Genomic DNA, 21,146 nt, shown 5'->3' with positions numbered 1-21,146 from the left:
GAATAGTTAATGCATTATTCCTGTTAGGGACGGGATAGAACAAATATAAGAGAAATGATAGAAAGTTTTTATCACCTTTTATTTTAAACTTCAGACCTACATCCAATCAAAAAAATATATTCAATATTTTAATTCAATAATGAGGAGAGGCAAGGATATTAAATAAAAATGACATTCTACATAGTCTAGATAAACTTATAAATTTCAACATGGCTAATTTGATACAAGGTTAATGAAGCATTTTTTATATCAAGGGAATTCTACGGTATATATCCAAACTTTGGATATACCAGTACTAGTTTCCCTAGAATATTTTTTACAAAAAGGAAATATTATACTAGCCGGTTTCTCTAAACATTCATTAATGAAAAAAATTGCAATTCCTAATGTTTGCGATTTAGTAGATAGTGGACATAAATATAAATTAGTAAACTCTTTGCCTTTTATATAATCACTTAAATACTGGGCTGTAACAAAGGGATCACTAGCAGGAGATAGAATAATATTACTAGAATCTAAGTCAAACTCTCCGGAAAAAGCATCTTCTTCAGCTTTATAAGATTTTAATATATTTTGTTGAAACATATCTGCTTGTAGAGAAGGAAAACCAAGTAATTGAATTTTTCTAGCTTCTTTTTTTTCTTTTGCTACAACTATCATTCTTTCATAGTCATAACCTGAACCTAAAAATAGAATATCATTATTAGTTTCTGGATTATGACTTCCAAGACATCCTTTTATCTCACGAATTTTAAAATAATCTAAAGAAAATTCAGTATCCTCTTTTTTTGCATATTCATAAGGTTCAGAATATATAAAATCGACTTTTCTAAAATTTTTGCTATGTAAAAAGCGGATTAAAAATACTATATATGGACGTAATAATCCAGTTATATCAATTGCTATATTAGATGATCCAATCATTTTTTTATTATTTTCATAATAATCTAAAATAATTTCATCTTCATCCCAGTCAATTTTATCTGAATAATTAAAGCAGGGTTGTTCAAGATGAGTGATTTCAATTTCTTCAAACTGGTACTCAGGTAACACTAGCCAATGCTTTGTTGATGCTTCAATATTATCATAAACTTTTCTCACCCTTGTACTTTCATTATAAGCCGAAATAAATAAATCATATTTATTAGCAGAAGCCTCACTAAATTTATCTAAATGATCAAATTTATTTTTATAAAAATATGTGTAATTCATAAAGTTTGTGAAAAAAGATCTATTTTGTCTATTCCCGAGTTGAAAGGAGCATTGCAATTAGACAATGCTTTGCCTCTGATTGATTTATAATCTTGCTCGTTATCGGGGTAAAAAATTCCTTTGATTTCTATATCTGATAAACTTACAATACCTCTTCTAGCTAATGAGAGCTCCCATTCTACAGCTAATAATCCATTGATTTGAAAAGTTTCATGTCTAGTATTTAAATTTTTATCTCTTCTTCCTTTTTCTGTTTTAATTATATAAGAATACTGTTCTAAAAAATTAATTATTTCCTTAATATCTGAAGGAATAACTTTCGTGTTGATTGAAAAACTAGAAATTGAACATTCTGGAGGTAAATCCGAGAATCTCAATTCTCTTAAGTAATCGCAAAGTCTTTCAATTGAATTTTTCATTCGATTCCCATCATTTCCCGGAATTTTAGCATCTTCAAGGAACCATAGAGCGGCATCACTGATTGAATTCATTTGACTTCTTACATCTATTTTTTGCTCTGAATTCACGAATATTTCTTGACCGTAAAATTCACTCCATCTAAATATATGTTTCATTATGATAAGAAAATGACGTGGAATGCCATTTGAGATGCGAACAAGATTATCAAATCCCACCTTAGATTGTGGCCTTAAGTTATTTTCGCGATATAGATAATCTATTATATCATTTTTATATTTATCTAAAATTTTACCGTGAGGAGAGTTTTTATCGGGACTTTTGTAATATTTTAAACAAGCGTCTTTTATATTTAAGGATTCATTTGATAAATTCTTACCATTTTTCCATGCTCTATAAAGTAAGAAAATATTTGTCCTTTCGAGAATGAGATCAGTATTAAATTTTAAATTATCAACAATCTCAGTTTTTATAGAATTATTGAAGTATTTTCCTAGTTTATTCTCAATTTTTATTAAATGTTTTTTCTTTCGCTTCTTAACTTGTTCATATAATTTCTTTTCACTGAATGTTTCAAAATATGAATTGATACGATCTCTTTTTATATCCAAATTGACATACGATAATCTTTTTAGGCTAATATCTTCAAGAAAAGTTTTATAATCCTGAGGGTTTCTTCTAAAAATATCGTCAATATCTAACAGTTCATATTCTGAACCGTGCTTTATTTCTTCATTTGCGCTTAAAGTTTGTTTTGTACGTATTCCATATCTCCTAGCTCCAATTTTAAAACAAGTGGGATTTTTTCTTTCACGTATAAGTGTATTAAAATATTTTTGTTGATTTTCGGTGAAATTTTCATATTCATCTAAAAGATATAAAAATTTTAAACTTTGAAATTCTGGAATGTTATTAGATAAAACGTCAGGTATTCCAAAAATTAATTTTCCCGGGCTAACCAAAATTTCTATTTTTTCTGAAATTTTGGTTTGTGTAAGCGCTCTGTTGTTAATTGCAAAATCAATGTCTTTCTGAAGATTATGAAAGAAACTGCTTAATTCAGTAAGCGATGATATTTTAATTCTGGAATAATCCATATCAAAAAGATTAATGATTTCGGAAATAATTAAATCAACATTAATCTTTACTCTACTATTTTCTGCAAGATTAATTATGTTATTAAGAAGTAGCTGACTTAACCATAGTTCTAAATAATAAGAAAAGAGAGATTCCCATACATCAGCGCTTTCCCCTCTGCCACTGAATTTATATGCATTTAGTCCAGAACATCTCAGATATGTACCAATATATCCATCTTTATTAATTCCTTGTAATAAATTTTCAGTATGACGAAGTGATTGGACTGTATAAGAGAAGTGCTTCATAATATGGGTTTTACCACTTCCCTTACTGCCTAATATAATCATTGGCATTTCAGATGTTGGTTTTATCGAAGATTTGAAACCACCTTGTGGAAAATCTACCCAAAAATTATTCAATTCTTCATCAGAATAGTCTACTGCTTTAGTAATGTTAAAAGGATTTGTCATATACCGTACACTTTATTAAATCGTTTAAAAATTGGATACCAATCTGATTCTTTTTCATTATACCAAAATATTGGTAAAGTATTATCAGGAGTATTATGATGAAATCCCAGTAATAATTGACCATTATTGAAACCATATTTCCAACTTTCACAACTCTCTTCAAGTTCAATAGGATCTATTTTAGAATCATTCTTTTTAAGAAGAGATTCCATCAAATTCTTGCCATATTCTCCACAGAAATTTTTAATTTTTAGGATATCGATATCTTCATCCTTATTGGTAAAAACTCTAGACCCTTCGTTGAAGCATTTATAAGAGTTATCTAATTCGTGGATTGAATCAACATAATCAAAATCAGCCATATTTTGAATTCTATGTTTACCTTCCTTAGTGGCTATTAACATTAAATACCAGATTTTAGCATCTGGAAATAACCTCCGAATTTTTGGTAGTGAATTTGTTGAATAGTCAATTGCCTGAGATCCGCTACCACATAGGTCATCGATAAATACAAAATTATTTATTTTTCCCAGTTCTGGGGCTATTTTATCTTCAGATATAAAAAGATCATTAGGCAGAGAGTTAATCTTTCGCATTAATCCCATTAAAGTAGCACTACTTTCGGAAGGATTGCCAAGACTTACAAATCTTGATTGTTTAAGTTGTTGTCTATAATGAGGCTCGATTATCTTTGCGTCAGTTGTATTATCATTGTTTCTTCGAATATCTGCTATAATCTTATATTTGAATATATCTCTATATAAAGCTTCTAAAAGTTTTTCTACGCTGAACTCGTTGAAATAAATAAATTGTGTTAAAAGATATAGTGCTTCTTGTTTTTCCTCCTCTTTAAAATTACTCAACCATCCATCGATTTTGTTTTTGTTAACCTTTTTTTCCCAAATTGTTTCATTTAAAAGCTTAAGTTTACGATAATATTTTTGTTTCACTAATTTTCTTTTTTCAATATTAACACCCATTCGCAGGTTATTATACTCGCTGTTTTATTTCTCTTAGTCATTAACCCATAGGATTGGATATCATCGATTAATTCACATTTTATTTTCATTCCATTGTTTAAAGCAATTTCCTTGAGATATTCTTGCGTTTTAAATTTATATCCGCAAACATCATTATTGGCAGCAACTAAAATTAAATATTTGCCATTCTTTAAAACCCTAATCGCCTCTTTAAGCGCTGTGGTCATTTCAATTAGATAATTTGCTGCAATATGGGCTCTTAGGGAGTTTTTTTTATAAATTTCACTAATTATTATATCTGCCTCTTTAATCCCAGTAGAAATTAAATATTTATAATCTTTTTTTCTATAATTTTCCCTTCCTATATTTTTTTTGTCAAGGATAGTTAATTCTCCAACTTCACCCATTCTTGTCCAGCCTAAACTTAGACTAGAAGCTCTTATATATTTTTGGGCGCCAGCGTAGGGAGGAGAAGTTAAAATTAAGTCCATTGTTGAGTCATTAATTTTAAGTTTACGTGCATCTTTGGATATTATCTTTCCAAGATGCTTGCTGTTTTGTAAAGCATTCTTATTCTCAAACCTTTTAAGATTTTGAATAATAATATCTTTAAACTTTTCAAAGACATCAATTGATTTTAATGTATTTAATGTATTCTCCTGTTTAGTCCTAATATGATGCCCAATAGGATATTTATTTGGATTTAATTTTACAGGAACAGAAACTCGAGAATCAGCTAGACTAACTTTTTTTATTAAATTAGAAAAATTTAATAAAAAAAAATCCTGATATTTTTTATTCTCTATCTTTTCAATGCAATGGAGTATATTATTAAGCTCAATTTTTATATGCGGTAGAAACCAATAATCGATATTTACAACATTCGGATAATTTTTACAATCTTCCTTTTTTATATAACTATTTTCAAGTTCAGTTAATAGTTGATTTACTTTTTTATGATTATAGGTATTAGTTTTAACTGTGGAAATAAGTCTCGCTAGTGGATTCGCATCAGCTCCAAATGGATATAATCCAGCTAATTGGGCTTCAAGTAATACAGTACCTGATCCAGAAAAAGGATCTAATATTTTATCATTTTTAGTAATAAAAAACGAGTTGTTTAGAAAAAAATACGGAATATTTGGAATTAATTTTGCCGGATAAGTATGAATTAAATGAGTAGCTCTTTCGTGAAACTTTCGATTTACTATTTCTCTAAAATTAACTGGAATAGGTTTCCTGTCAATAGAATATAGTTTTTGAAATTCTAAATATTTTTCCTTGTAATCTTCCAATTTATGAAATCATCTTTTATTAATCCTAATTTATTAAAACCATTTTTGTAAACGAAGCTTTAATTCTAACTTCAGTATAAAATAAGTGCATCTATCGAGTTAAAATTTTCGGTATTATAGAAATTATAAACAAATTGTATTTAACTTATTGGTTTTTTTCTTTAGGGATGCAATATATATTGAATATAAATGGAAAGCTAAATGCCCTGTGATAATTATTGGTGACAGAAGTTTAATATAAATGATTATAAAAAAATAGTTATATTTTGCTACAAATTCAAATATATTTAGAAAACGATATATTACATTTTTAATTTTTCTAGAGGGAAACTAAAATCAAATAATTCTTTGGGATGTATTTCCAAGCCTTTGGCCAGTTCAATTATTGTCTGAAATTCAAAACTTTTTTGGCCTTTTTCAATTTTTGAAATAGCACTGAAATCTATATCACATTTCTGTGCCAATTGTCTGTAGCTCAGATTTAATTTAATGCGTTGTTTTTGAACATTTTCTCCAAATTTTTCTAGATACTTTTGATCTGTATTCATTTATGAGCCCTTATTTCTAGCAATCTCATAAATTTTAACATAAATATTGTAGGTAATATAGACTACAATTTGATATTTTTTATATATTAGCATTATAATATTATATTTGCGAAACTTCTTTAAGTAAAATATTAGAAGCATTCGCTTTGAATCTCGACTTTGAAACTGGTAATTTTTAGGAAACGAGATGATAAGCATGGATGCTCACGACCCGGGGCGTGAGTACTCTCTTATCGTTTCCGAGGTATACCAGTGCCAAAAGTCGATAAGTTGAGTTTCACGCCTTTTTACTTATAGAAAGATGCACTTCTTCTCAACATAATTTCAAAGCTTCTTCTTTTAAAAAATTTTAGAACTCGCATAGCTATTGGGTATATCCATAACTGGATTTGTCTTAATAGCCACAGCTTCATTCCCTACATAATGCTGTTATCGCAGGTGAAAACCTGTGTAATTAAATTTTAATGATTATGTCATAATTTAAAAGAGTTCTATTATGCGGGAAAATAATTATGAACAGTTAAAAGAAGGTGATTCGTCAGCCCTAGTGCATATTCACGCCCGATATAGCCGGATGGTCTATTGGGTGGGAAAAAGAATCATCAACGATGATTTTGTAGTAGAATCTTTAGTACAGGATACCTTCTTAAAGTTATGGGCGAACCGCGATAAAATCGAGTCTGAAAAACATCTCTTTTTCTTTCTACGAATGGTGATGAAAAGGGAATGTTATTCCTATTATACAAGTCCTCAATGTAAGTTCTTTCAGAAAATAAATTCTTTAGAAAGTTATGATAACTATCAGGATTATTTAGCAGGCTATGATCCGAAAGATGATGCTCAAAACTGGAAAGACCAAGAGAGTCAACAGGGAGATTTTGATCAAATTATTCAGGTATTGCCCCTACTCCAACCTGATAGAAAACGACTGATCGAACTCTGTTTAAAATATGAATTCCGCTATAAAATAATAGCTAAGCTAATGGGTACAGGTATTACAGAGACTCGTAATGAGGTAAACAAAGCTATCCTAGATCTTAAAAACATCATTAACCAAAATAATGTTCTAGAGGTTAGTCAGCAATCTATTATAAAAAGAAAAGATAAAGTTCAGGTTACTGCAGAACAACTAAAAGTTTTAAAGCTTCGCTGTAAACACAACTATTCCTTTGCTTCTATTGCCAATGAGCTTAATATTTCTCAAAAGGATGTACATAAAGCATTTATTCAGGCTTATAAGCTGATGCAGGAGATCAATGAAAACGAATTAGAACCAGTTTGAGATGGCAAAAGATACGATGAAATTGACCCGAAAGATCCAACTCCTTATCGACCTGCCTACTAGCGAACAACGAAAGGAGGCAATGGATAAGCTATATCTATGGCGTAACCGTTGTTATCGGGCAGCTAACCTTATCGTTTCTCATTTATATGTTCAGGAGATGGTTGAAGACTTCTTTTATTTAACCGAAGGAATCAAGTATAAACTGGTTGATCAAAAAAAAGATGAGCAGGGAATTCTAAACCGCTCCCGGATCAACTGCACCTATCGAATGATTTCAGATCGCTTTAAAGGGGAAATTCCCACAAACATTCTAACTAACCTTAATAGTACCATTTTGAGTTCTTTTAAGAAAAACAGACAGGAATACTGGTGTGGTGAACGTTCCATAAATAACTTTAAGAGAGATATGGCCTTCCCATTTGATATGGAAGGAGTGTGCGGATTAAAATACGATTCCCAAAAGAATGCTTTTTGCTTTCGATTCTTTTCCATTCCTATGAAAACCTATTTAGGAAAAGACTATTACGACAAGAGAAAATTAATGCAGCAGGTTGCAAGTGGAGAGATCAAAATAAGGACTTCCCATATCCAATTAAAAGATGGTAAGATCTTTATGTTAGCGGTGTTCGAATTTGAAAAAGAAGAACACGTCCTTAAACCAGAAGTGATCGCCGAAGCTTCGTTATCCCTAGAATATCCGATTGCCGTGAAAATTGGTAGCGCTAAAATCACTATTGGAACTAAGGAAGAATTTCTCTACCGAAGACTAGCTATACAAGTTGCTGAAAAAAGAACCAGAGAAGGAGTTACCTATTCAAAATCGGGAAAAGGTCGCATAAGAAAGACCAAAGCTTTATCCAGATTTTGTGATAAGGAACGTAATTATGTTCATAATAGACTGCATGTTTATAGCAGAAAGCTAATCAACTTCTGTATAAAAAATAAGGCAGGAACTCTTATTTTATTGAATCAACAAGAAAAATTGGAAATAGCTAAAGAGGAAGCATTTGTACTTAGGAACTGGAGTTATTATGATCTCATGACAAAAATTAAATACAAAGCAGAAAAATCTGGTATTGAACTTATCGTAGATTGAAGAATTAATTATCGAGGGTGCTTGTACACCCGTAAGGTGAGGTGAATATCCCACTCACTAAGTGTGCTTAGCACATACAACGCGTGAGTGAAACTTATTTAAGAATAAGTTAGGATTTAATTTGAAGCAAGTTTATTAAGGAACCTCCATTTTGTAGATGTTAGTTTGGGACATATAGATGCTATGATCAGAGTCATTAGATGATAATCTGCAGTTCGTCTATTATCGGAGGATTATTTTTTGGATGCACAAGGCGATTGATTCTACCATTAAATGGAAAAATCTGTTCCTCTATAATAATCCAATATTTTTGTCCTAATTAAAAATTCATATTTCGCATTTGCCAGATTAACCCTGGAGCGATCCAGATTATTTTTTGCGATGATATATTCTACCAAATTTGAAACCCCATTACCGAATCTAATTTCATTTACGCGGTAAGATTCCTCATAAGAAGCTACCTGATCTTGAAGCACAAAGTAGTTTTCATATGCGGTATTCATATCATAATATGCCTGTTTGATCGCCTTTAAATAGTCATTTTTAGTGTTTTCTAATTCTAGCCGGGCATCTTCCAGCCGAATCTTTTTCAAAGAAACTTGTCGCTTTGCCCGGAAACCGTTGAAAATTGGAATATTCACGCTCAACCCGGCCACAGAACTAAGGTTGTTGTTTAACTGATCTAAATAGGGAATATCCTGCTGGGAAAACTGACTTTGATTTCCTTGTACTGCGTAACTGGTGCCATCAATAGTTATAAATTGCCCAGTTTCTACAACCTTGGTTCCTGTTTCATTGAGTAAACTTGCCAGGCTGGAGTAATTGGTATTTAACTGGGCAAATAGCGAAACCTCCGGGGAATATAAAGATCTGGCAACCGCAACATCTTCTTCCGCTGCATTTATTCGTAAACGTTGACCATCAAAAACATCCAGATTTTCAAGTGATTCTGAATAGATCTCTTCAGCGGACAGTTCATATTTGTTCATTTCGGGCATTGCCTGAAATTCTTCCACGTATACTTCAGTATCCATATTCAGAAGCTGTGCAAGATTTAGTTTAGACTGTACAAGCTGATTTTTTGCACCGATTACTGCCGACTGGTCATTGTTCAGCTGACCTTTAATATCGGTATAATCGGCAGGATTGCCTTCTCCCTCATCGTTCAGAGTTTTGATGCGATTGGTTTGCTGATTGGTGCTTTCCAGTCGTAATTTTGCCAGATTAAGCAAATCGCGATTATTCAAAACCTGGAAATAAGCTAAGGTTACCTCCAATATCAACTGTTGCTTTGCTGCCTCTTTTTCAGCCTTAGCCGCTTCCATATTATAGCGATCGCGCTGAATACTGTTCCGCAGCTCAAATCCGTTAAAAACCTGCATGCTTAATCCCAAACCTGCATTACTGTAATTAAATTGCTGATCGATCACGTCGTTGCTGTATGGGTCGATACTTCGGCCTTTATTAATAGCATACGTATAACTCCCATTAATAGCTGGTAAAACTTGGGATTTTGTTCCGCGGAAATTCAGTTTTTCGGTATCAGCCTGAAGATCAGATCGCTTTAAATTGATGTTATTTTCCCGTGCCAGCTGAATGCATTCTTCCAGGGAAAGCCCTGGTTTTTCAGTATTCTGAGCGGTTAAACCGGTAGTGATAAATAAAAATATGATGATGAATTTTTTCAAAATGATGATTTTAAGAATGTTTTACGCTTCCGTCGAGTAAGTTGATGATTCGCGAGCCGTATGCGGCGTTGCTTTCAGAATGAGTCGCCTGGATGATAGTGACGCCTTCCTTATTTAAATCCTGGAAAAGCTGCATGATTTCGTCACTCTGTTTAGAGTTGAGATTTCCCGTAGGTTCGTCAGCCAGGATCAGTTTCGGTTTAATAATAAGTGCACGGGCAATGCCAACCAACTGCTGTTGCCCGCCACTTAATTGATGTGGGAAAAGATCTTTTTTTCCTACGATATTAAACCGGTCAAGAATATCTGCTACAAGCGCTTTTCTTTCGGAGCTTTTTACTTTTTTGTAGAGGAGTGGCGTTTCGATATTTTCATAAACCGTGAGATCATCAAGCAAGTGATAGGCCTGGAAAATAAAACCGATGTTTTCGTTAAAAATTTCGGTCCGCTTTTTCGACTTCAGTTCATGAATGGCTTCTTCCTCAAAATAATATTCACCTTCCTGAAAATCGTCCAGCATAGCGATAATATTAAGCAATGTTGATTTTCCGGAACCTGAGGGTCCCATGATGGAAAGAAATTCTCCCTGTTCAACATTCAGGCTTAGATCGTTCAGCAGAAAAATTCTTTTTCCGCCAGATTTTACCCATTTATAGATGTGATTTAGTTTTAGCATTCGTAATGTTTTTATTTAATTTTTTGAACTACTGTTTCGCCAATTTTGAGTCCGCTTTTAACTTTAGCATCACCCTTATACTGAATTCGGGCTTCGCCAAAAGCTGAAACCTTCAATTTATCTGAAACATTTACCACGATATGATTGTTGCCATAAGCCGCGATTTTAGTTTCCGAAGAAAGCAGCTCAACAGCATTAACTTCACTTTTTCCGTAGCAGCGATAGCGTTGAAAATCTACTTTTCCAGCCTTGATCTCCAGATAGCTTTCCCCGTACAAGGCAATTTTTAAATCTTCTGCAGAGATACTTTCAAAATATACTTTTGGCGAGCCATAAATGTCTAGGTCAAAATCTTCCACGCTAATGGCATTTTCAAAATTTATCACTTCTTCACTACGAATTTCTACGGCTTCCAGGTTTTTGTAATTTACCGTGATACGTACCTCGGTGCCGTTATAAATAGAACGATCCATTTCACGCCCATTTACTTTAACCTCTTCTTCTTTGGAAACAATCTTGGCGTCTTCCAGGTAAATATGAAGTTCTTTGCCGTCTACTTCTATATGAATCTTTTCCCTGTCGACTTTAGAATTTTCAATAATCACCGATTCGTTATCGGCTTGCTTGAAAATTACTTCGATGTAAGGACTTATAGTAACTTCTGAAAAATTAGAAACATCTACGGTTTCAGATTGTGCATTAGATATACCGAAGCTTAAAAGGCTTATTATTAAAGTGATTAGCATTTTGTTTTGATTAAAGATTGATTTTTTCATAATGATTCTTTTAGTCGGTTCTTAAACTTTTAACTGGATTTTTTCTGGCTGTTCTAATGGTTTTAAGGCTTACTGTAAGGAAGGCAATAGTTAAAACCAGGGTTCCTGAAACGATAAAGATCCACCAGCTTAATTCTGTTTTATAGGCGAAATTTTCCAGCCATTTATTCATCGCATACCAGCCAATTGGAACTGAGAATAGAATTGCCACGGAAACTAGAATTAGAAAATCTTTACTTACCAGGGCCACGATATTGGTAATTTCCGCTCCCAGGACTTTTCGAACACCTATTTCTTTTACCCGTTGTTTTAAAATAAAGGTGGTTAGGGCAAACAATCCCATAATAGAAATTACTATAGCAATGATTCCGAAGAAGCTAATGACCTTTTGAAGCCTGTAATAGGAGGAAAACAATTTTTGAAAATTGTCATCTAGAAATGAGTAGCGCAATGGCGTTCCAGGTTCTACCTGCTTCCATAAACTTGCAATTTTATCGATGCTGGCTTTTGGGTTTTGAGTATTTAACCGGGCCAGGATCGCTCCGCCAGACTGGAACATGCAGGCTTCATTTCCAATACTGAAAACTGCAGGTTGCACTTTGTTTTCAAAACCCAAAACATTAAAATCTTTCACAATTCCCACAATTTGCATCGGTGCCTCTTCACAACCAGCATAAAATATTGTTGCCCCAAGTATGTTTTCAGAATTAAGACTAGCGGCTGCCGTCTCGTTGATGATCGCAGTTTTGGTATGTTGGTCTGGACCGGTAGATTCAAAGTTCCTCCCATGAACTATTGGTGTTTCAAGAGTTTCGAAATAATCTGAGCTAACTTTAACCGAATTCATCCTGTATTTTTCACTATTAAAACTGAAATTTACGGTAGAGGAATCGGCGAACTTATCTCCGGGAACATTGGTGGTTTTGGCAACTGCTTCCACACCTGGAATGTCCAGCAATTGTTCTTTTACGGTTTCAAAATTGGTATCTCTGGTATTCTGAATAGCTTCAATGCGCACGAGCTGCTCTTCTGAAAAACCTTTGTCTTTACTTTGAATATAATCTAGTTGTTTATTGACAACAACAATGGCGATGATGAAAAAGGAGGTGACCATAAATTGAAAAATAACCAATATGTCTCTTAAAACAAGGCCTTTATTTCCTTTAGAAGTACCTCCATTCAGAATTTTTAAAAGATTGAACCTAGATAAAAGAATGGAAGGGAAAAGACCTGATATGAGAATGATAGCACCTAAACATAAACCAATCTGGCCAAGAACCTCAAAATTACCGCCTAATTTAAGTTCAAGCCCGAATATGCTATTTACATAGGGTAAGCTTAGCAGAACAATTCCCATAGCTATGATCAGGCTTATAACGCATTGCAAAATTGCTTCCGCCATAAATTGCCAGAATAAATTCCAGTTGCCTGATCCTAAGACTTTTCGGACTCCAATTTCTCTGCTCTTACCGAGTGATTTTGCGATACTAAGATTGCTGAAATTAATGGCTCCAATAACCAACAACAAAATCGCTAGAATAAAAAGAACAGAAACAGTTTTAATATTACTATTACCATGCTTCGAAAAATTCTGAATATCTGGCACTGCATCGGTAAAAAGTAAAGTCCGATTGCCTGAATTCTTATATTCTTTGTTTAAATCTTCATCTTTTTTGATACGTTCTTCAAAATAGATACGATTAAGATCTTCTTCAAGTTCAGCCGAAGAAATAGTTTGATTTATTTTTAGATAAGTTTCAAAGGAGTAATTATTCCAGAAAAAATTCTGTTTTTCATAGGGGTCCCGCATAATCAAATGAATGGGGCGATGAGAAGGTGTTTCCGGAAGTTTTATAACACCGGTCACGACTCCTTCCATCATATTAAAAACCTTTACTGTTTGCCCCATGGGATTAGTACTGCCAAAAAGCTTTTCGGCTAATTCCTCGCTAATTATCACGGAATTTGGAGCATTTAAAGCAGTATTTCTATCTCCCTGAATAAGATGGTAAGGAAACACCTTTAGAAAAAGGGAATCTGCGGAGGCAAACCCGTTATGATAGATTTGCTTTTCGTCTGTGCTTATAATAACTTCATACTCGCCAGCTCCCTGCATAGAAGTAGCGGCTTCGATTTTCGGGTATTTTTCTGCAAAAAATGAAGCCAGTGGAGCAGGAGTATTATTTTGGATACCACCCTTGTCTTTCATCCCCACACGGTAAACTTTTTCAAGTTCTGGAGACCACGAGTCATAGCTCAACTCATAGTTGAGATACAACAGAACGATTATGAAACTGGCCAAACCTGCAGAAAGCCCTAAGATATTGATAATGGTATAGGATTTGGCATTCCAGATACTCCTCCAAGCTATTTTAAAATTATGTTTGATCATATCTGAAAGATTATTCGGTTCTTAAATTATCTGCCGGATTTCTGAAAGCCGCTCTTACAATTCTAATTCCTATGGTTGCCATGGCGATAATTAAAACTACCAGGGCGCTTTGAATAAAGACTGAAGGCACGATCTCAATCCTATACGGGAAATCTGCTAGCCATTTATCCAGTAGATACCAGGCAACAGGAATTGAAATAACTGCAGAAAGTAGAATCAATTTTAAAGAATCTCGGGAAAAAATACTCACGATCTGCGTGACCGATGCACCCAAAACTTTACGAATACTGATCTCTTTTGTTCTGTTCTGGATCATAAAAGTGATAAAACCAAATAAACCAAGACAGGAAAGGAAAACGATGAGTAGGCTGAAAATTTGTAGTACACTTCTTAGTTTATTTTCCGCCCGGAATTCCTTCGCGAGATCATTGGAAATCCAGGAATAATTAAAAAGATTCTCGGGAAAGAATGCGTTGTATCTTTTATTTATCTGGCCGATGACTTCTTGCGGATTTTCAGTATTTACCCTCACCAGCATATTTCCATATTGAGGATTTTCTATGGATCTTATGATTGTTGGAGCCAGTGGATTTCGCAGCGTTTGATTATGAAAATTCTTTACGATTCCAACCGGAATGCCTTTTAGCTGCTTGTAAGGTTTGTTGAGTTCATCGATATTTAGTCTTTCTGCGGTGAATTCTGTAATAAGAACAGGTTTGGAATCAGAACTATTTTCTTCTTCCTCTGAAGCATCCGGCTGTAAAACATTTTCTGCTGAAAATTCATTTCTGAAATCTCTGCCTTTAACCAGTTGTAATTCAAGCGTGGAAAAAAGATTTTTATCAGCATCGATATACCAGGTTTCCAGCTTATCGCCTGCAGATTGTGGATCTTCGATTTCCTGACTAAAAGTACCGCCGGCGCTGGAGGGAATCCACTGACCAATGCTGGCATTTTCGACACCTGGGATCTTTTTGATCTCTTTTTCAAAGGCAGCACCTTTATCACCCCATTTAGTGAACTTGATAAAAAGTAGATTTTCTTTATTGAAGCCAAGATCTTTAGTATTTAAAAATTTCAGCTGATTATTGACTACCAACGTAGCTACGATGATCCCGATTGTAATGACGAATTGAGTGACCACCAGGCCTTTTCTGAAATATTCTGAACTGCGGCTGGTTTTAAAACTATTGCTCACCAAATTGGAAGCGTTCGGTTTGGAGATCGTCCAGGCCGGATAAATTCCTGTAAGCAGGCTTATAAAGCTAATTGCTGCTAAAGTTATCAGTAATAGCTGAACACTTCCAGTGATCGTGAGTGCCAGTTCGTTGCCCAGGAATCCTTCGAGATAAGGTAGAAAGAGGTAATAAATACCAAGTCCCAATAGATAACTTATTCCGAAGAAAAGAAAGGATTCTGCCAGAAATTGGGCGATCAGGCTTTTGCGGCTGGCTCCAAGAACTTTTCGAAGACCTGTATTTTTTATCTTTTTGAGCGTTCTGGCGGTACTGAGATTTACAAAATTGATACATGCGATCAATAAGAGCAAAATCGCGACCCCGGTTAGGATGTTGATATTTCGCTGGTTGCCTTTTACCTTCTGGAAGTAATTATCAGATTTCAGATAAATATCTTCCATCGGCTGTAGCGAGAACTCCCTATTTTCCTGTACGTCTGGAAGTTTTTTATACCAGTTATTCACCACCGCCATAAAGGCAGATGCCGAAACACCAGGTTTAAGCATTAGATATTGTACTGAATAAGGCGTAAATCCATCTGTAGGAAATTTGGTGAAACGGGGTTTTTGGATTACTAATACATCTGAGCGTAAATGCGTGTTCATCGGCAGATCTTTGATAATGCCGGATATATAATATTCGGTTGAACTACCAAAACTGGAGATGTCTTTTACAATTTTACCAACGGGATCGGAATTAGGGAAATACTGCTTTTTGATCTTTTCTGTAATCACTAGATTGAGATACCCGTCAGTAAAATTCTGTGGATTACCCTGAAGAACCTGTAAATCCAAAAGGTTCCAAATGCCGGGATTTACTTCTAGGGAAGTTAATTCTACAGGACTGTTATCAAATTTAAAATTGGTGGAACCGGTATAAATTTCAGTAGAGGTTTCCACCTGCTCGAAATTTTCAATAAGCTGCGGACCTAATGGGGAAGCGGTAGAAATACCCTTTTCACCAAGGTTGGTGTTTTCCTCAACAAGCCGGTAAATGCGATTGCCTTTACTCCATTGATGGTCATAACTCATTTCGTTGATCACTACCGTGGCGATGAGCAGGAATGCCGCCAAGCCAATGCTGAGACCAGTAATATTAATCCCCGAATAGGTCTTGTTGGATTTTATATTCCTCCACGCTATCTTGAAATGATTTCTGATCATAATTTATTCGGTTTTTAAAGATTTTACGGGATTCTGCATGGCCGCACGAATGGTTCTAAAACTAATAGTAAGAATGGCGATTAAAAGAGCAATGATTCCGGCACCAATAAAAATCCATATACTCAAACCCATTCGGTAAGGATAATTCTGAAGCCATTCTTTACTAAAATACCAAGCGATTGGAGTCGCTATCAAAAAGGCTATTCCTACAAGCTTTAGAAAATCTGAAGTCAGCATAATGGTGATCTTTCCAACACTGGCGCCTACAACCTTGCGAATTCCAATCTCCTTTCTCCTTTGGGAAACAACGAGTAAGGAAATGGCAAAAAGTCCAACGCAGCTTAAAATGATGGCGAGCACCGATCCGCTGGTGATCATCGTGGTCATCGTGCGTTCTTTTTCAAGCGTTCGATCTATATTTTCATCAAGAAAAGAACCCAGGAATTCGGCATTTGGTTCAATTTTTTTCCAGGCAGCTTTAACGTCATTAAAAGAGCCGGTCAGGTTTTGAGGTGCCACTTTTACAAAAGCGTAACGTAAATTCCATTTTGGATTTAAGAAAATGGTAAGCGGTTCTACTTCTTTGTCTAGTGACTGAAAATTAAAATCTTTTACCACTCCAATTACGGAATATGGAAGGTCACCATCAATACCAAGGTGTGCGGTTAAAATCTCTTTTTCATTCAAATCCCTGGCCATCGTTTCATTAATGAGCACAGAAAGGGTATCTGAAGGTCTTGAGTTATCAAAACTTCTTCCTTCAATAATTTCGAGGCCTACGGTTTCGGGATAATTGTAGTCTACTGCCAGAATGTTGGTTTTCATCTGGCGGCCTTTATATTCAAAGCCTGTAACGCTGGTAGAAGTGGTATGGTCTTTCCCCATTCCCAGGATATTGTTTCCGGCGGAAATACTTACTATTCCGGGTTTGCTGCGAAGTTCATTCCGCAGTAACTGCATAGTACGGAAGTCATCTTTTTTCCCGTTCAGCGGAAAGGAGATCACCTGTTCCTTATTGAATCCCAGATCTTTATTCCGCATAAACTGAAGCTGATTCCTGAGAACAAGGGTTCCGCTAATTAAGAGTATCGCTATGCTGAATTGAACCACGATAAGCGCATTTCTTAACCTGTTACCGCCATTTACCTGGATCTTTCCTTTTAAAGCTTTTAGCGTCCCCAGTTTACTTAAGAGCATTGCGGGGTATCCACCGGCAATGAGTGTGATGAGCAAGAGAATAACAATAAAACCTACCAGGTTTTTTAGACTGATCACATTGGCAAAAGTAGCTTTGGTATTAAATAAGGTCTGAAAAGGATCTATTAAAAGATTGGCGAACAGTAATCCTAAAAGCATGGCGCCTAAAAATACGAGGATACTTTCTCCCCAAAATTGAAAGAATAACTGGTGTTTATTGGCTCCAAGGGTTTTTCGCATTCCAATTTCACGAAGTCGTTGCGAGCTTTTGGCGATATTCATATTAATGAAATTGACGCTGGCAATGAACAATATGAGGAACGCGATACCTAAAATGAGGTAAGGGTAGGTCCTGTTGGGAACAGCCATCCCATTTTCAACTTTTACAAAATTGAGGTCTTTAACAGATAATAGTTTTTGTTCAATAAACTGCCCGTTTTCATTGGGCTTGGCCCCATCTCTTTTTGCCTTTTCTATTTCAGTTTTGTAATGAAGATTGGAAAAATCGCGCGTAGATTTCTCGAACTGAGCTGGGGAAATACCTTTAGCAAGCTGCATATAAACTTCGTGATTAGAATTATCCCAGCTTCCTATATTTCTTTCATAAGCGTGGTAAGGCTGACTTTTAAAATTTAGCGCGATATCAAATCCAAGGTTACTTTCTTTCGGAATATTCTTTAAAATAGAAGTAACGGTAAAGGGAACCTCTTGTTCATCGATAAATATATTAACCGATTTTCCCAGTGCTTCTTCGTTTCCAAAAAGGTTTTTCGCTGCTTCTTGTGTAAGGGCAACTTCAGATTTTCCGGCAACTGGTTTTTGATCACCATTTAAAACCGGGAAAGTAAACATTGAAAAGAATTCCGGATCTACAAAAGCAGACCGTAAACGAACCTGATTTTCATCAATACTTGCTAAAACGCTACCACCATTGAAACGGGTTATTTTCTCTACTCCCGGAACTTCATCTTTAAGCGCAGCAGCAAAGGGGAGTGGCTGGGCAATTCCCGGCTCCGGTCCTTTAGGCGTATAGGACGTGCGGTAGACCTGGTAGAGCTCATCTGCATTCTCATGGAACATATTATAAGAGAGTCCGAAAAGCGCATACATAGAGAGAAGTATGGCTGCGCCGAATGCCACCGAAAGTCCGAATACGTTCAGAAAAGTAAAAGTCTTTTCCTTCCAGAGACTGCGCCACGCTATTTTTAGATAATTCTTGATCATGATTTTCTGATTGATGATATTTTATTCGGTTCGTAAACTTTTAACAGGATTTGAAATAGCGGCTTTAATGGCTTGAAAACTAACGGTGAGTAAGGCGATTCCAATAGCCAGGAATCCGGCAAGAAGGAAGTAGGTCCAGTCTATATTGATACGGTTGGCAAAACCTTCCAGCCATTTCTGCATAAACCACCAGGCTACTGGTGACGCAATCAGGATGGCGATAAGAACCAGTTTTAAAAAGTCTTTGGATAAGAGGGAAACGATCGTAGTAACATTTGCCCCCAATACCTTTCTTACTCCAATTTCCTTTTTTCTTGTCTGAGCGGTATAGGTGGAAAGTCCGAATAAACCAAGGCAAGAAATGAAAATGGCAATTCCGGCAAAAACTTCGAATAAGCTTTCCGATTGTTCATCGGCTTTATACCTGGCATCGAATTGTTCATCGATAAACGAGTAACTAAAAGGTTCTTCTCCCGGATATTTTTCAAATACTGATGCCAGTGCCGCGATTGCCTTTTTTTCCTGTCCGGCTTTGGTGCGAACAACCAGTTGATTTTTGATATTCCAGAAGGAAAACATAATAAGTGGTGACACTTTTTCCTTCAGGTGTTTAAAATTGAAATCTTCAGCGATCCCTATAATTTTTCCTTTTTTAGCATGAAATCTGATTTCCTTGCCCACATATGGTTTCTGAAGTCCCATCTGCTCTACTGCAGTTTCATTCAGGATAAATGAAGAAGTATCGGCCGGAGTACCACGAAAATTATGGCCTTCCAGCAATTCGATCTTCATGGTTGGAATAAATTCTTTTTCCACATAAACTTGCGTAATGATTAAAGAACTGTTTGGAGATTTTCCCTCCCAGTCCAAGTCTCCTGTAGAACCGTCAATACTGCTGAAATCAGAAAAACTGGTTACTGCAACATTTTCAATAGCTTCGTTATTTTTTAAATTATTCTGAATCGCGTCCAGATGATTCCGTGCATCTGAATTCAGCGGAACCATGACGACATTTTCCTTGGAATATCCCAGATCACGATTTTTCATATAATCCATTTGTTGGGACATGAATAGAGTAGCAATCAGCAAAATGATAGCCATTGAAAACTGGAAAACTACGAGGCCTTTCCGAAGCGTTCCGGTTTTAAAACCTGATTTTACACGGCCACGCAGACTTTCTATAGGCTTAAAAGACGACAATAAAATAGCGGGATAAATGCTGGAAGCTATTAGTGTGGCAAAAAAACTAATCGCGATCACTTTCCACACACCGCCATCAGTTATTGAGAAAATAAGCTGATTCCCAGCGATAAAATTATAGACCGGCATCAGTAAATAGATCAAACCGATGGCCAATACAATAGAAAACAGGAATAATAGGCTGGTTTCAAGTATAAACTGAAAAAATAATTGCTGTTTATTGGCACCGATAATTTTTCTAACGCTAACTTCCTTGGCTCTTTTGATGGCCTGTGCTGTTGAAATATTGATGTAATTAATACTGGCTATCGCGAGAAGCATGATCACGACCAGCATGATGATTTTTACCTGAGTCGCTGAACTGTCATTACCATCTGCACTAATAAGGTGAATCTTTTCTAGTGGTTGAAGCTGAAAGGAAATATTGAAATCTCCTTCATCTGCAATCGCCGCGGCAAGAGAAGCAGACATTTTTGATGCAGCGCTTTGCGGATTGGCATTTTCGGAAAGTTTAGCGAACGAAGAAAAGCTGTAATTTCCCACATCGGTATCAATGGTTTTCCATCTTCCATTTCCGCCACTGGCTTTGAACATAGCTCCATAGTAAGACATCGGGATCACAGCATCAAATTGAATGCTAGAGTTTTTAGGAATTTCCTTTAGAATTCCTTTGATATTGAAAGTTTCCCCATTAGAGATGAGTTGTTTTCCAACAGCATTTTCCAGATCATTTTTAAATATCTTTTCAGCGGTTTCTTTGGTAAGAATAACCGAATAGGGATCATTCATTGCACCTTCCTTCGATCCATATAAAAATGCGAAGCTGAAAACATCAAAGAAATTCTCGTCGGCCATGGCCACCGTCTTTTTATAAAACTTCTTTTTACTGTCCTTGTCGCTAATCGTAATTCCATCAGCGAAATTAATTCGTACCAGTTCTTCAATTTCCGGAATGTCTTCAGCATACACCTTTACGGGACCTGGAGCCGTAGACCAGACATTATCTTCAGCTTCGGTTTTAAAACGAGAATTTACTCGATAGATATTTTCAGATTGATCATGAAATTGGTCAAAACTCCACTCATTCTGCACCCACATAAGGAGCATGACGCTGGTTGCGAGTCCCACCGCCAGGCCGAGCATATTCAGGAAACTGTAAAATTTTCTGTTCCATAGATTTCTGAAAGCCGATTTGAGATAAAGTTTAAA

General features: G+C 35.4%; 14 protein-coding genes. 2 read left to right on the top strand and 12 right to left on the bottom strand.

The window, feature by feature from the left end; genetic code table 11:
• Positions 1-249 precede the first annotated feature (249 nt).
• From BLT84_RS14620 to BLT84_RS14600, 5 genes are all read right to left on the bottom strand, one after another.
• A complete protein-coding gene (locus BLT84_RS14620) occupies positions 250-1,212 on the bottom strand; it encodes a hypothetical protein (RefSeq protein ID WP_091267259.1) in 963 nt (320 codons plus the stop codon).
• Complete coding sequence (locus BLT84_RS14615; RefSeq protein WP_091267256.1) at positions 1,209-3,179, bottom strand: hypothetical protein; 1,971 nt, start codon at positions 3,177-3,179, stop codon at positions 1,209-1,211. The genes BLT84_RS14620 and BLT84_RS14615 overlap by 4 nt, the downstream gene beginning before the upstream one ends.
• Positions 3,176-4,159, bottom strand: coding sequence for a hypothetical protein (locus BLT84_RS14610; protein ID WP_091267253.1), 984 nt, complete (start codon positions 4,157-4,159; stop codon positions 3,176-3,178). The genes BLT84_RS14615 and BLT84_RS14610 overlap by 4 nt, the downstream gene beginning before the upstream one ends.
• Positions 4,129-5,454, bottom strand: coding sequence for a hypothetical protein (locus tag BLT84_RS14605; protein WP_091267249.1), 1,326 nt, complete (start codon positions 5,452-5,454; stop codon positions 4,129-4,131). The genes BLT84_RS14610 and BLT84_RS14605 overlap by 31 nt, the downstream gene beginning before the upstream one ends.
• A 302-nt stretch (positions 5,455-5,756) precedes the next feature.
• The gene (locus BLT84_RS14600; RefSeq protein WP_091267246.1) at positions 5,757-6,002 is read right to left on the bottom strand and encodes a helix-turn-helix domain-containing protein; all 246 of its coding nucleotides are present in this window, start codon (positions 6,000-6,002) and stop codon (positions 5,757-5,759) included.
• A 496-nt stretch (positions 6,003-6,498) separates the two neighbouring features.
• Here BLT84_RS14600 and BLT84_RS14595 point away from each other — a divergent pair, with 496 nt between their 5' ends.
• Positions 6,499-7,284, top strand: coding sequence for an RNA polymerase sigma factor (locus tag BLT84_RS14595; protein WP_091267243.1), 786 nt, complete (start codon positions 6,499-6,501; stop codon positions 7,282-7,284).
• 1 nt (position 7,285) lies between these two features.
• Entirely contained in the window at positions 7,286-8,383 is a 1,098-nt protein-coding gene (locus tag BLT84_RS14590; RefSeq protein WP_091267240.1) for a hypothetical protein, read from the top strand.
• 269 nt (positions 8,384-8,652) lie between these two features.
• On the opposite strand, the gene BLT84_RS14585 is transcribed toward BLT84_RS14590, so the two are convergent.
• Genes BLT84_RS14585 through BLT84_RS14555 form a run of 7 tightly spaced genes read right to left on the bottom strand, consistent with a single transcriptional unit; the run spans position 8,653 to position 21,080 of the window.
• Positions 8,653-10,071, bottom strand: coding sequence for a TolC family protein (locus BLT84_RS14585; protein WP_091267237.1), 1,419 nt, complete (start codon positions 10,069-10,071; stop codon positions 8,653-8,655).
• 10 nt (positions 10,072-10,081) lie between these two features.
• Positions 10,082-10,747: an ABC transporter ATP-binding protein gene (locus tag BLT84_RS14580; RefSeq protein ID WP_091267233.1), complete on the bottom strand. Its 666-nt coding sequence runs from the start codon at positions 10,745-10,747 to the stop codon at positions 10,082-10,084.
• 11 nt (positions 10,748-10,758) lie between these two features.
• Positions 10,759-11,523: a head GIN domain-containing protein gene (locus BLT84_RS14575; RefSeq protein ID WP_091267230.1), complete on the bottom strand. Its 765-nt coding sequence runs from the start codon at positions 11,521-11,523 to the stop codon at positions 10,759-10,761.
• 10 nt (positions 11,524-11,533) lie between these two features.
• Positions 11,534-13,915, bottom strand: a complete 2,382-nt coding sequence (locus BLT84_RS14570) for an ABC transporter permease (RefSeq protein ID WP_091267226.1) — start codon at positions 13,913-13,915, stop codon at positions 11,534-11,536.
• 10 nt (positions 13,916-13,925) lie between these two features.
• Complete coding sequence (locus BLT84_RS14565; protein WP_091267223.1) at positions 13,926-16,316, bottom strand: ABC transporter permease; 2,391 nt, start codon at positions 16,314-16,316, stop codon at positions 13,926-13,928.
• 3 nt (positions 16,317-16,319) lie between these two features.
• A complete protein-coding gene (locus BLT84_RS14560) occupies positions 16,320-18,737 on the bottom strand; it encodes an ABC transporter permease (RefSeq protein ID WP_091267219.1) in 2,418 nt (805 codons plus the stop codon).
• Positions 18,738-18,758: 21 nt separating this feature from the next.
• Positions 18,759-21,080 (bottom strand): ABC transporter permease, encoded by a 2,322-nt coding sequence (locus tag BLT84_RS14555; RefSeq protein WP_262490146.1) that lies wholly within the window; start codon positions 21,078-21,080, stop codon positions 18,759-18,761.
• Positions 21,081-21,146 lie beyond the last annotated feature (66 nt).

Origin of the sequence: Gillisia sp. Hel1_33_143 (genome assembly GCF_900104765.1) — a bacterium.
In the GTDB taxonomy this organism is placed as follows: domain Bacteria; phylum Bacteroidota; class Bacteroidia; order Flavobacteriales; family Flavobacteriaceae; genus Gillisia.
The sequence above is the reverse complement of the archived record's forward strand: the minus strand, read 5'-3'. Positions and strand labels throughout refer to the sequence as shown.

Excerpts from the sequence above, each read along its gene's own strand:
- BLT84_RS14620 (WP_091267259.1), bottom strand. The coding sequence starts at position 1,212 with ATGAATTACACATATTTTTATAAAAATAAATTTGATCATTTAGATAAA.
- BLT84_RS14560 (WP_091267219.1), bottom strand. The coding sequence starts at position 18,737 with ATGATCAAGAATTATCTAAAAATAGCGTGGCGCAGTCTCTGGAAGGAA.
- BLT84_RS14600 (WP_091267246.1), bottom strand. The coding sequence starts at position 6,002 with ATGAATACAGATCAAAAGTATCTAGAAAAATTTGGAGAAAATGTTCAA.
- BLT84_RS14575 (WP_091267230.1), bottom strand. The coding sequence starts at position 11,523 with ATGAAAAAATCAATCTTTAATCAAAACAAAATGCTAATCACTTTAATA.
- BLT84_RS14555 (WP_262490146.1), bottom strand. The coding sequence starts at position 21,080 with ATGCTCGGCCTGGCGGTGGGACTCGCAACCAGCGTCATGCTCCTTATG.
- BLT84_RS14590 (WP_091267240.1), top strand. The coding sequence starts at position 7,286 with ATGGCAAAAGATACGATGAAATTGACCCGAAAGATCCAACTCCTTATC.
- BLT84_RS14615 (WP_091267256.1), bottom strand. The coding sequence starts at position 3,179 with ATGACAAATCCTTTTAACATTACTAAAGCAGTAGACTATTCTGATGAA.
- BLT84_RS14570 (WP_091267226.1), bottom strand. The coding sequence starts at position 13,915 with ATGATCAAACATAATTTTAAAATAGCTTGGAGGAGTATCTGGAATGCC.
- BLT84_RS14610 (WP_091267253.1), bottom strand. The coding sequence starts at position 4,159 with ATGGGTGTTAATATTGAAAAAAGAAAATTAGTGAAACAAAAATATTAT.
- BLT84_RS14565 (WP_091267223.1), bottom strand. The coding sequence starts at position 16,316 with ATGATCAGAAATCATTTCAAGATAGCGTGGAGGAATATAAAATCCAAC.
- BLT84_RS14595 (WP_091267243.1), top strand. The coding sequence starts at position 6,499 with ATGCGGGAAAATAATTATGAACAGTTAAAAGAAGGTGATTCGTCAGCC.
- BLT84_RS14580 (WP_091267233.1), bottom strand. The coding sequence starts at position 10,747 with ATGCTAAAACTAAATCACATCTATAAATGGGTAAAATCTGGCGGAAAA.